Below are 12,460 nucleotides of genomic sequence, written 5' to 3'. Positions count from 1 at the left end.
CGCCAGGCTGTGGAGGCGCTGCGCGCCGAGTTGGCCGCCGCTGGTGCCACCACCCACCTGCAGTTGTGCGCCGACGCGGCGCGGCTGCTCGCCGATGGCGACACCGGCGCCGCCGAGGACGCGTCTCTGCGGTTCGACCACGTGGTGGTTGACGAGGCGCAGGATCTGCACCCAGCGGAGTGGCGGGTGCTGTGGGCAGCGGTGCCGGCCGGTCCGGACGACACCTTCCTCACCGGCGATCCGCATCAGCGGATCAACGACGCGAAAGTGTCGCTGGCCGCGCTCGGGATCCGTACCGCCGGGCGCAGCTTCCGGCTGCGAATCAACTACCGCAGTACGGCGGAGATCCTCACCTGGTCGACCGGGCTGCTCGACGGGGACGGCCGCGACAACCTGACCGGCTACCGGTCGCTGCTGCGAGGTCGGCGGCCGACGGTAGCCGGGTTTCCGGACGAGCCGGCCGAGGCGGCGGCGCTGGTGCAGCGGGCCCGCGAGTGGCTCGACCGGGGCGTACGGCCGGCAGAGGTCGCCGGCTGCACCCGGTTCAAGGCCAGGCTGGACCCGGTGCAGGCGGCGTTGGCCGAGGCCGGCATGCACCCACGCCCGCGAAGCGCTGCATGTGTCGTGGACGGGCCAACCGAGTCAATTCCTCCCGCGATAGCTTGTGTCCGGGGTTCGCGCGGCCGCCTTGGGCAGGGCCGGCTTCTCCGGCAACCGCCACGTCAGACCGCCAACAGCCCCCCGTTTCGCACCTCGTCCTTGATCGCGATCAGGTTGGCCGCCACGTACGGAATGTGGTGCGCGCGGTGCCAGTCGGTCGGGAAGTAGGTAACCAACCTGGACACCTGAAAACGGCACGTAATCTCCGGTACGTACTTGGCGTACTGCTGGTCCGTGAAGTACCAGAACGAGTTCTCGTTGTAGAAGGCAACATGCGTCGGGTCCTGGAACGCGCCCCTGCCGTCGCTGCTCGGCGTCAACGACAACAGCATCCCGCCAGGCGCCAACAAGCGGTACAGCTCGTTGAACAACGCGATCTTGTCCGGGATGTGCTCCAGAAAGTCACTCGCCCGGATCACTCCAACGCTGCTGTCCGGCAGATCCAGGCCCTTGGTGATGTCACAGATCATGTCCACCTCAGGTCCGGCGTGGACATCGACACCTTGGTAACCTTCGACCTTGTTGTGTGCCGCACCCAGGTCGAGCGCAAGCAGACCCTGCCGCTTGGCCCACGCCAGCGCATTCAACTGCACGTTGCGATCATATACCTCCACTGTCCGTTGCTGAATCCGGGCGTTCATCTCCGGCACGCGCTGCGTATTTCCTGCATGCATCCGTTGAAGGTAGAGACACTCCGGGATGTGATGAAAATCCGCCAGCTGATACATGCGACACATGAGGTCGGCATCGTCAGCAACGTCAAGCGACTCGTCGTACCCGCCGGACTTCTCGTAGATGTCGCGGCGAAATGCTCGCACGTGATTCGGCGCGTACCAGATGTAGCTCACATTGTGCGGCGTCGGCGGCAGCGCCATGCAGGCCAGCACTTCGCAGCCATCAACCCGGACGTCCCGATATCGCCAACCATGATCAGCAGAGAAACGACTGTCGTCGCGACTACCGTCCTCAGCGATCTGGGCGGTGTCGCTGTAGACCAGGCCGACCTCCGGATTCTCGTCGAAGGCATCAACCACCTTTTCGAGGCAGTCGCTAGCAAGAAGATCGTCGTGGTCCAACTCGACGAGTATGTCGCCCGACGCCTCCGCACAGGCCCGCTTCTTGACCGCACCAACGCCCGACACCTCATCCTGCACCACCAGGCGAATTCGCTGATCCGGCACCTCGGGCCGCCAGCGGTTCCCTTGGTTCAGAACGATGACCCACTCCCAGTCGTCGAACGTCTGCGCTTGCAGCGACTGATGGCACTCATCCAGAAACCGGGTCCGATTACTACCAGTAAAGACCGTCACAGATGGCTTTCTCATTCCACTCACTCACTCACTGACCCGGGTAGCCTCATCAGCGTCGTCGCGGTACTCTTCAGGGACACCCTCCAGCAGCGCCCCGTCGAGCCGCACCGCCTCTCCGAACGCCTCACGAGCCTCGACTTCGTCACCCTCGCTCACCAACAACAGCCCCAACCGCAGGTATGCGGTGGAAGCTTCGCCATCAAGCTCGACGATCTGTCGATATAGATCAATTGCAGATGATCGATCGTGACTCTCGAGCGCGATGGCCTTGTTGAAAAGGGCCGGCTTGTAGAAAGGATCAGCTTCCAATGCTTGATCGTAGCTATCGATTGCCTGGGCGATCCTGTCCTGCGACTGCGCGATGTAGCCCAGATTATACCAGGCCAACATGTTGTTTTCGTCGACAGCAAGAACCTGCTCGAACGTTTGTTTAGCCTTCTCGATATCCCCGGCCTGACCTTCCTCGACGCCCTTCTCGACGAGGGCAACAGGATCCTCACCGATTGCACCGACGGGTTTTTTGCCTCCACCCTGGTCCGCAGTACACGCCGGCAGCCCTGCAAGCAACACGGCACCACACGCGAGTGAGCTAAACATCGTCTTCATCTTCATGAGACAACCTTCCTGCAACTCGAATACTAAGAATTGGCACGACGTCCACTCGGACGTGCACTACTCGACATCAACACAAACGACATAGACCATCCCGCCACCGTCACCCAGCTCGGCCTGCCAGCCGCTTGGTGTTCCAACCGCAGGAACAGGCCGACTGGTCTCAACACCTGCTTGTGAGCTGAAGCCTCCGCCGGTGGCAACATCGCCCGCAGCGCACCGGGCTGTCACGAGACCGGCCCCGGCGGCCGTCACAGAGTTGACGTAGACACTGGTCAGTCCTGCACCGGAAGCACCTTGGGGACCTTGGGGACCCTGGAGACCGGCCTCGCCCCGCTCGCCCTGAGGGCCTGCTAGGTCATCATCGCCGGGCGGACCCTGCGGACCCTGCGGACCCTGCGGACCCTGCGGACCCTGCACGCCCTGGAAGCCTTGCGGGCCGGTATCCCCCTGAGCGCCCTGTGCCCCGGTCTCACCCTGCGGGCCCTGGAAGCCCTGAACACCCTGGGCCCCCTGCGCGCCTTGAGCGCCGGTGTCGCCCTGGGCACCTTGCACACCAGGTCCGCCTTGGGCACCTTGGAAGCCCTGAGCACCGGTGTCGCCCTGGGCCCCCTGGGCCCCCTGGGCGCCATCAGCACCCTGCGCACCCTGGAAGCCCTGCGCGCCCTGCACGCCTTGAGCTCCCTGCGCACCCTGCGCGCCCTGAGCGCCCTGGAAGCCCTGCGCACCTTGAGCTCCCTGAGCTCCCTGAGCTCCCTGAGCTCCCTGCACACCCTGCACACCCTGGAAACCCTGCGCACCCTGGAAGCCCTGCGCACCCTGCACGCCCTGAGCGCCATCAGCACCCTGCGCACCCTGCGCACCCTGCACGCCTTGAGCTCCCTGCGCACCCTGCGCGCCCTGAGCGCCCTGGAAGCCCTGCGCACCTTGAGCTCCCTGAGCTCCCTGAGCTCCCTGCACACCCTGGAAGCCCTGCGCACCCTGCACGCCTTGAGCTCCCTGCGCACCCTGCGCACCCTGCACGCCTTGAGCTCCCTGCGCACCCTGCGCACCCTGCACGCCTTGAGCTCCCTGCGCACCCTGCGCACCCTGCACGCCTTGAGCTCCCTGCGCACCCTGCGCACCCTGCACGCCTTGAGCTCCCTGCGCACCCTGCGCGCCCTGAGCGCCTTGGAAGCCCTGCGCACCTTGAGCTCCCTGAGCTCCCTGCACACCCTGGAAGCCCTGCGCGCCTTGAGCTCCCTGCGCACCCTGCGCACCCTGCACGCCTTGAGCTCCCTGCGCACCCTGCGCACCCTGCACGCCTTGAGCTCCCTGCGCACCCTGCGCGCCCTGCGCGCCCTGGAAGCCCTGCGCACCTTGAGCTCCCTGAGCTCCCTGAGCTCCCTGAGCTCCCTGCACACCCTGGAAGCCCTGCACGCCTTGAGCTCCCTGCGCACCCTGCGCGCCCTGAGCGCCCTGGAAGCCCTGCGCACCCTGGAAACCCTGCGCACCCTGGAAACCCTGCACACCCTGCGCACCCTGAGCTCCCTGCGCACCTTGAGCTCCCTGCGCACCTTGAGCTCCTTGAGCTCCCTGCGCACCCTGCGCGCCCTGAGCGCCCTGGAAGCCCTGCGCACCTTGAGCTCCCTGAGCTCCCTGAGCTCCCTGCACACCCTGGAAGCCCTGCACGCCTTGAGCTCCCTGCGCACCCTGCGCACCCTGCGCACCCTGCGCACCTTGAGCGCCCTGCGCACCTTGAGCGCCCTGCACACCCTGCGCACCCTGGAAACCCTGCACACCCTGCGCACCCTGGAAGCCCTGCGCACCCTGGAAACCCTGCGCACCCTGGAAACCCTGCACACCCTGCGCACCCTGAGCTCCCTGCGCACCTTGAGCTCCCTGCGCACCTTGAGCTCCTTGAGCTCCTTGCACGCCCTGGAAGCCCTGCGCACCCTGCGCACCCTGCGCACCCTGGAAGCCCTGCGCACCCTGAACACCCTGCGCACCCTGCGCACCTTGAGCACCCTGCACACCTTGAGCGCCCTGGAAGCCCTGCGCCCCTTGAGCACCCTGCACACCCTGCGCACCCTGTGCTCCCTGCGCACCCTGCGCACCCTGCGCACCCTGCGCACCCTGCGCACCCTGCGCACCCTGCGCACCCTGCGCACCCTGCGCACCCTGCGCACCCTGCGCACCTTGAGCGCCCTGCGCACCTTGAGCGCCCTGCACACCCTGCGCACCCTGCGCACCCTGCGCACCCTGGAAGCCCTGCGCTCCCTGCACACCTTGAGCTCCCTGCACGCCCTGGAAGCCCTGCGCACCCTGCGCACCCTGCGCGCCCTGGAAGCCCTGCGCACCCTGCACGCCTTGAACGCCCTGCGCACCTTGCGCACCTTGAACGCCTTGTGCTCCCTGCGCACCCTGAGCACCCTGCGCGCCCTGGAAGCCCTGCACGCCCTGGAAGCCCTGGAAGCCCTGCGCACCCTGCACGCCTTGAACGCCCTGCGCACCTTGCGCACCTTGAACGCCTTGTGCTCCCTGCGCACCCTGAGCACCCTGCGCGCCCTGGAAGCCCTGCACGCCCTGGAAACCCTGCGCACCCTGCACGCCCTGCGCACCCTGTGCTCCCTGCGCACCCTGCGCACCCTGCACGCCCTGCACGCCCTGGAAGCCCTGCACGCCCTGCACGCCCTGCGCACCTTGCGCACCCTGCACACCCTGCGCACCCTGTGCTCCCTGCGTACCCTGCGCACCCTGGAAGCCCTGTGCCCCTTGAACGCCCTGCGCACCCTGCGCACCTTGAGCGCCCTGTGCCCCTTGCGCACCCTGAGCGCCCTGCGGTCCTTGAGGGCCACGGCTCGGCTTGTGTCGACGCCATTCGTCTTCTGAGCGCTGCCAACCCTGCGGCCCAAGGCCCGGCTGCCAGCGTTCGCGATCGCCAATCGCCGGGTCGTCGCGCAGTGGCGCTGCGGGGTACCAGACGGCACGGTGCCCGTGCGGCCCAGGTGTGACGAGCGATGACTCTGCGCTGGGACGCACATCCCCCAACTGCCGGACCTCTGCCGCAGCGGCCGGCTGCACCACCGGCGTCAAGCTACCGGTCGTCGCGGCGAGCAGCAGGAGATAGCCCACCTTGGCCGGGGTTTGGGCTTGTTTGAGTCGTCGACGTAGGCGTCGCTCACTGGTCACAGCTACTCCCGCAGCGTCCCGAAAGGTCAGTAGAAGTTCCTCGACGGGCGTTGGGGGGTCCCGCACTGCTCAAGACCATAAGCAAGCAGAAGCCTATATGCACTTATTATCCAAAAATATCTGTTATGAGGCTTCCTCGGCTTGATGCATCGCTCGGGAACCGGTCAGGGCTCCCAGAGCGATACACGGCGCCGAAGAAGTCAGCGGTCCACGGCGTGCCGGATCACCCTGGCCTGCTGCTGGGCACGGACGCTGAGCTCCGCCGCTTTGAACGCGTGGGCCTGGGTCATGGCGTTCTCGGTCCGGTGCAGGCAGTCGAGGATCAGCTGGCCGAAGTACGGATAGCCGACCTGACCGGCGGCGACCAGATGGTGCTCGCCCGTGCCGTCGACGAGGAAGACGTGACCGGGGCCGGCGTCGGTCGCCACGTTGACGTACTTGCGCAGTTCGATGTAGCCGTCGGTGCCGAGGATGAAGGTCCGCCCGTCACCCCAGGTACGCAGCCCGTCGGGCGTGAACCAGTCCACCCGGCAGTAGCCGGTCGCGGTGCTGTTCAGCACCAGGCTCAGCTCGCCGAAGTCGTCGAGCTCCGGGTACTGGGGGTGGTTGAAGTTGCCGACGGTGGAATGGCTGATCTCGGCGTCGGTCGAGCCGGTGAAGTACAGCATCTGTTCGACGTTGTGGCTGCCGATGTCGCAGAGAATGCCGCCGTACTTCTCCTTGACGAAGAACCAGTCCGGGCGGCCGGCGGCGGACAGGCGGTGCGGCCCCAGGCCCATGACCTGCACCACCCGACCGATGGCACCCCGCTGGACGAGCTGACCCGCCAGCACCGCCGCCTCGACGTGGATCCGCTCCGAGTAGTAGACCGCGTACTTGCGTCCGGTGCGCGCGGTCGCCTCGCGCGCCTCGGCCAGCTGTTCCAGGGTGGTGAGCGGGGCCTTGTCGGTGAAGTAGTCCTTGCCGGCCGCGATGACCCGCAGGCCGAGAGCGCACCGTTGCGAGGTGACGGCGGCACCAGCCACCAGGTGGACCGCGTCGTCGTCAAGGATCTCCGCCTCGTCACGCGCCACCCGCGCCTGCGGGAACCGCTGACGGTACGCGTCGACCTTGGCCGGGTCGGGGTCGTACACCCATTTGAGGGTGGCGCCGGCACCGAGCAGACCGGAACTCATGCCGTAGATGTGCCCGTGGTTGAGGCCGACCGCGGCGAAGACGAACTCCCCCGGTGCCACCACCGGGGTCGGTAAGGGATCCGGGGCGAACGTCGCCCCACTGACCTTCGTCACGTGTCCGTCTCCTCAGTTGTCGTGGTCGGCGGTGCCGCCGACGGTGATGGCACCGGGCAGGTCCCGCACCGCAACAGTCTTCTCGAAGAAACGCGGCGCACGCCGTATCAGGGTGCCGCGCTGATAGTAGGGATCGTCCGGGGACAGCGGGAGGGCCACCGGCCGGCGTTCGATCCCCGATTCGTAGATCGCGGTGACCAGCTCGACCGCGTTGCGTCCGTCGGTGCCGCTCACCGCAGGTGCCACCCCGTCGCGGACCGCACGCAGGACGTCGCCGATCTGGCCGGTGTGCCCGACATGTGCCAACGGGCGGCGCGCCTGCGCAAGAGCATTGAGGTCGGCGAGCAGGTCCGGGTTGCCACCCGGGGTGGGGAACCCGTTCGGTGCACTGGTCTCGGCCGCTGCCCGCCATGGCTGGGAAACCCGAGCGTACGCGCCCTGAATGACGATCTCCTGTTCTTCGCCGTGGTGCACCACCGAGCTGGTGAGCTGGGCCAGCGCCCGGTCGTACTGCAGGATCGCGACGGACAGGTCCTCGACCTCGGCGTTGTCGTGCTGCGAGTTGACCAGCATCGCGGTGACCGCCGAGGGCCGACCGAGCATCCACATGGTTAGGTCGATGTGGTGGATGGCGTGGTTGAGGGTGCAGCCGCCGCCCTCGGACGCCCAGGTCCCCCGCCACCACAGGTCGTAGTACGGCCGCCCCCGCCACCACGACGAGTTGACCTGCACGTGTGACACAGGCCCGATGAGACCAGAGTCCAGCACCGCCTTCAAGGTGGCCATGTCGTCGCGGAACCGATTCTGCGCGACGACCGACAGAAGCTTGCCCGACTCCGTGGCGGCGGAGATCATCGCGTCGCACTCCTGCAACGACGGAGCCATCGGCTTCTCCACCAGGACGTTGACACCCGCGCGCAGGGCCGCGATGGTGATGTCGGCGTGCGTCGACGGCGGTGTCGCGATGCTGACCAGGTCCAACTCTTCGGCGGTGAGCAGGGCCCCGGCATCGTCGTAGACGCGGGCGTCGGTGAGATCGAAGGTCGTTCTGCGCTCCTGCGCCTTCGCCAGGGTCACGTCGCAGACGGCGGTGATCCGGCAGTCCTCCCCGAACTCCTGGTAACCGGCGATGTGCGTACCGGCTATGCCGCCCGCACCGATAATTCCCACCTTGAGCATGCTGTCCTCCATCGCGTACGGGTGGTGGGGCGTCCGTCCGGTCGGCCCCCCACCACCGTGGCGCACATCAGGCGACGGCGCAGGGGGGGGGTGCCGTTCAGGGTGAACGAGCTGGGCCTACCACTGTTGCCGGAGTGGGTGGCCTGGAAGCCGATGCTCTGCGAGCCGTTCGGCGAGATGGTGGCGTTGTAGGACATGTTGCGGGCGGTGACCGCGCCGCTGCCGGTGTTGGCGATGGTCACCGAGGCGACCAGCCCGTTGTTCCACGCGTTCACCCCGTAGGTGACCCGGCAGGCCCCGGACGGCGGCGGCGTGGTGGGCGGAGCCGTCGTCGGCGGCGCCGTGGTGGGCGGAGCCGTCGTCGGCGGAGCGGTGCCGTCGAGGCCGAAGAAGCGGATCACCTGGGCGGCGTCGACCGGCAGGTTGTGCCCGGTGCCCTGCATGCTGATCGCCTCGACCGGGGCCATCCCGCCTGAGCTGCCGTACCGGGTGCGGGTGTAGTTGCCCTGCGGGCTGTCGGTGTAGGTCGGGGTCTGGCTCAGCCCGTGCACGTTGGTCCACTGCTTGATTTGCTCGGCGAAGTTCGGGTAGCGCAGCGTGTCGTCGTTGGTGCCGTGCCAGATCTGCATCCGGGGCCACGGGCCCGAGTAGCCGGGCAGGCTGTTGCGGACCGCGTCGCCCCACTGCTGGGGGGTACGGACGATCTGCCCGCCCGAGCACTGGCTGTTCCACTCGGAACCGCCGGTGGTGGCGAAGCAGGTGAACGGCACCCCGGCGAAGGACGCGCCGGCGGCGAAGACGTCCGGGTAGACGCCGAGCATCACGTTGGTAATCATCGCGCCGGACGAGACGCCGGTGGCGAAGATCCGGTTCGGATCGGTGTTGTAGCGCTGCTCCACGTAGCTGATCATCGACCGGATGCCGACCGGGTCGCTGCCGCCGCCCCGGTGACGGATGCTGCGGCGGCGGCCAGCATCTTGGCTATGAGTCTCATGTGGTTCCTGCGGAACGCACGCAGGATGGGATTCGACGCGGGGCTGCCCAGGCTCCCGCTTTACTCCGGCTCGAAACAGTTACTAGTATCGATAGATACGGTTCGAGATTCAAGGTCGGCGTCGGACCAACATCGAGACATGCGCATAGAAACGCTTCGACACTCCGTAGCATGAGCCGGGCGATGCCCCAGATCAAGCGGAAGGTTGGCGAATCGGTCGTGGACCACGCCCCCACCCACCCGGACCACCCACCGGCGACCGGTAGGCCGCCAGAAGGTCAGCGACGCGGACGCCGCCGTGGCGACCTTTCCGTCGCGACGATCGCCGAGCTCGCCGGCGTCTCGAAACCCACCGTCTCGAAGGTGCTCAACGGACGGTCCGGAGTGGCGCTGGAGACCCGCCGTCGAATCGAGGCACTGGTTCGCGAGCACGGCTACCAGCGGCCCGGCTCGGCCTCCCCGACCGCCGGCATCGAGGTCGTCTTCTATCAACTCGAGAGCCACCTGGCGATCGAGATCCTGCGCGGAGTGGAGCTGGTCGCCCGGACCGCCGAGCTCTCCGTCGGGTTCACCGAGGTGCAGGGCCGCACCCAACCGGGCCGGTCCTGGGCCGAGCAACTGCTGGCCCGCCGACCGGTCGGGGTGATCGCCGTCTACTCCGCGTTCACTCCGGAGCAGCACGCCCAACTCGCCGCCAGCGCCATCCCCCTGGTCGCGCTGGATCCGGTCGGCGAACCGGCCCACCCGACCCCGTCGGTCGGCGCCACCAACTGGAACGGCGGCATCACCGCGACCCGCCACCTGCTCGGCCTCGGGCACCGGCGGATCGCCGTGATCAGCGGCCCGCTGGACATGCTCGGTTCCCGCGCGCGGCTGGAGGGCTGCCGGGCGGCGATGGACTCCGTCGGCGTACAGCTGAAAGACGACCTGGTCCGCAGTGGCCGGTTCTTCTTCGAGGACGGTGAGACACACGGGCGTGACCTGCTCGACCGGCCCGATCGGCCGACGGCGGTGCTCTGCGGCAACGACCTACAGGCCCTCGGCGTCTACAGTGCAGCCTGGCGGCTCGGCCTGCGCATACCGGACGACCTGAGTGTGGTCGGCTTCGACGACATCGACAACGCCCGCTGGTGCTGCCCGCCGCTGACCACCGTGCGCCAGCCGCTGACCGAGATGGCGTCGACCGCCGCCGGGATGGTACTCGCGCTGGCCAACGGTGGCGTGTTGCCGCAACACCGGGTGGAGATCGGCACCACTCTCGTCGTCCGGGGCAGCACCGCACCCACGCCGGCGACCAGGTGATTCAGCCGACAGTCGAACATCTTCTTTACCAATAGAAGCAGATCAATTACGCTCGGTGTGGTACGCGACCCGATCGGGGTGGTTGTGAACACACCACACGTACCTGCCTTCGCTGCGCACCAGCCGACCAGGGCCGTCGAGTTGCACGACGACGGTGACCTTACCCAGGTCCTGACCTGGAACGTCGAGACAGACCGACGTCGAATTCGCACCGCCGCACCGAACGGGGTGTCCGCCTGCGACATCGAGCCCGACGGCCGGCACTTCTGGTGGTTCGACGCGGACCGGACCGACGTCGGTGTCTGGCGCCGCCAGCCGGTCGACCCCGGTCAGACGGAGACTGGTCGACTCGCAGCCGGTCGGGACACGGCCGGCCGGCCGCCGCTGGCATTGACCGGGTTACCGCCCGGCCGGCAGCACGGCATCGCCTTCGACGCCACCGGCCGCCGCGCTGCGGTCTGCGTCGGCACCGGCCGGCAGACCCGCTGCTATGTGGGAGAACCGGGCGGACCGGGTCACCTGGTGGCGGTCAGCGCCGGCTACACCGCCCTGGTCGACCTGGCCGGCGACGGAAACACCATCGCGCTCGCCGCCCGGGCCGACGCCGCGACGGCGGTCAGCGTCGTGCGGCTCACCGACGGACGGACCGACACCGTCGCCGGGAGCGACCAGCAGCGGATCTGGGCCCTGGAGTTCCGCCCCGGCGACCGACCCGATCCGGAACTGCTGATCGTCGTCGAGACGCCGAACCGATACCAGGTCGGCACCTGGCGGCGCGACCGCGGCATCGAACTGTCCAGCGGCCTGTCATACGAGTCGGAGATCACCGCCCACTGGTACGGCGACGACGGACGGATCCTCGTCCAGCACGACCGGGCCGGGCGCAGCCGGCTGCTACTGGCCGACCCCGAAACCGGCGAGCAGATCACCGTCGCCACCCCATCCGGCACCATCCTCGACCTGGCCGTCGCCCCCGACGGCGCGATCCACTACATCGGGACCAGCGACTCGGTGCCACCCCGCCGGTTGGTCGCCAACCCCGGTACGGCCACCGCGCAGCCGGCCCGCCGGACCCGACCCACCAACCACCCCGCCACCCCCGCCGGACGCACCGAACTGTGGACCGACCAGCCGTACGGGCGGATCCACAGTTTCCTGGCCACCCCAACCGGCACCGGACCATGGCCGACCCTGTTCCTGGTGCACGGCGGGCCGTACCTGCACGACCGGGACGCCTACGACCCGAGGGTGGAGCTGCTGGTACGCGCCGGCTACGCGGTGGCGCGTACCAACTACCGGGGATCAACCGGATACGGGCCACGGTGGCAGCGAAACTTCAACCACCGGGTCGGTCTGGCGCAGCTGGAGGACCTGGCCGCCGTACGCCGCAAGCTGCTCGACCTCGGCGTGGCCGAGCCGGGCCGGACCGGGCTGTGCGGCTACTCGTGGGGCGGCTACCTGGTGCTGCTCGCGATGGGCGTCGCGCCGGCCGACTGGGCGGTCGGTCTCGCCGTCTGCCCGATCGCCGACTACCCAGCGGCGCACCGGGGCGCCACCGCCGCGCTGCGTGAGGTCGACGACGAACTGTTCGGCGGCGGGCCCGACCACGTACCGCAGCGGTACCGCGCCGCAGACCCGACGACCTACCTAGACCGGGTCCACGGGCCGCTGTTCATCGCCGCCGCCACCGATGACGACCGCTGCCCGCCGGACCAGATCCGCCGCTACGTCGCCGCGCTGCGGCACCGGCGGGTGCCGCACCGGCTGCATTGGATGCCCGGCGGCCACCACGGCGACGCCGCTGGGCAGACCCGGACCTTCGACGAACTGCTCCGGTACGCCGACACGGTGTTCACGCCGACACGGTGCCGCGACCGGACCGAAGCCGGACGACCGAAGTGGACGGTCGTTCGTTCCTGACAGCCAGCCAGGGAGGGAGGTGA

The 12,460-nt window shown here is 68.4% G+C and carries 8 protein-coding genes and 1 pseudogene; 4 read left to right on the top strand and 5 right to left on the bottom strand.

Annotation, left to right across the window (positions count from 1 at the left end; all coding sequences use genetic code 11):
- Positions 1-9: 9 nt before the first annotated feature.
- A complete protein-coding gene (locus O7553_RS04765; RefSeq protein WP_281553652.1) occupies positions 10-828 on the top strand; it encodes a UvrD-helicase domain-containing protein in 819 nt (272 codons plus the stop codon).
- On the opposite strand, the gene O7553_RS04760 is transcribed toward O7553_RS04765, so the two are convergent.
- Together O7553_RS04760 and O7553_RS04755 are read right to left on the bottom strand one after the other, a co-directional pair.
- Entirely contained in the window at positions 723-1,970 is a 1,248-nt protein-coding gene (locus O7553_RS04760; RefSeq protein WP_281553651.1) for a glycosyltransferase, read from the bottom strand. The genes O7553_RS04765 and O7553_RS04760 overlap by 106 nt on opposite strands.
- 24 nt (positions 1,971-1,994) lie before the next feature.
- The gene (locus O7553_RS04755) at positions 1,995-2,582 is read right to left on the bottom strand and encodes a tetratricopeptide repeat protein (RefSeq protein ID WP_281553650.1); all 588 of its coding nucleotides are present in this window, start codon (positions 2,580-2,582) and stop codon (positions 1,995-1,997) included.
- Between the two features lie 432 nt (positions 2,583-3,014).
- Between O7553_RS04755 and O7553_RS04750 the strand changes: the two genes are divergently transcribed.
- A complete protein-coding gene (locus tag O7553_RS04750; RefSeq protein WP_348651189.1) occupies positions 3,015-5,453 on the top strand; it encodes a DUF4573 domain-containing protein in 2,439 nt (812 codons plus the stop codon).
- Positions 5,454-5,953: 500 nt separating this feature from the next.
- Here the strand turns inward: O7553_RS04750 and O7553_RS04745 are convergent, their stop codons facing one another.
- The 3 genes and pseudogenes from O7553_RS04745 to O7553_RS04735 form a co-directional block, all read right to left on the bottom strand.
- Positions 5,954-7,042, bottom strand: a complete 1,089-nt coding sequence (locus tag O7553_RS04745) for a Gfo/Idh/MocA family oxidoreductase (protein WP_281553649.1) — start codon at positions 7,040-7,042, stop codon at positions 5,954-5,956.
- A gap of 12 nt (positions 7,043-7,054) precedes the next feature.
- On the bottom strand, positions 7,055-8,233 hold the full coding sequence (locus O7553_RS04740) for a Gfo/Idh/MocA family oxidoreductase (RefSeq protein ID WP_281553648.1): 1,179 nt from the start codon (positions 8,231-8,233) through the stop codon (positions 7,055-7,057).
- Positions 8,185-9,183 (bottom strand): annotated as a pseudogene (locus O7553_RS04735) (PHB depolymerase family esterase); the annotation flags it as partial. The gene O7553_RS04740 and the pseudogene O7553_RS04735, both read right to left, overlap by 49 nt.
- A gap of 203 nt (positions 9,184-9,386) precedes the next feature.
- Between O7553_RS04735 and O7553_RS04730 the strand changes: the two are divergent.
- Both O7553_RS04730 and O7553_RS04725 read left to right on the top strand, forming a co-directional pair.
- Positions 9,387-10,517 carry a LacI family DNA-binding transcriptional regulator gene (locus tag O7553_RS04730; RefSeq protein WP_281553647.1) on the top strand — a complete coding sequence of 377 codons (1,131 nt, stop codon included), beginning with the start codon at positions 9,387-9,389 and terminating at the stop codon, positions 10,515-10,517.
- 78 nt (positions 10,518-10,595) lie between these two features.
- Positions 10,596-12,437, top strand: a complete 1,842-nt coding sequence (locus O7553_RS04725; RefSeq protein ID WP_348650130.1) for a prolyl oligopeptidase family serine peptidase — start codon at positions 10,596-10,598, stop codon at positions 12,435-12,437.
- Positions 12,438-12,460 lie beyond the last annotated feature (23 nt).

This window comes from Solwaraspora sp. WMMA2059, assembly GCF_027497315.1.
Classification (GTDB): domain Bacteria; phylum Actinomycetota; class Actinomycetes; order Mycobacteriales; family Micromonosporaceae; genus Micromonospora_E.
This window is presented reverse-complemented; position numbering and strand designations above follow the sequence as displayed.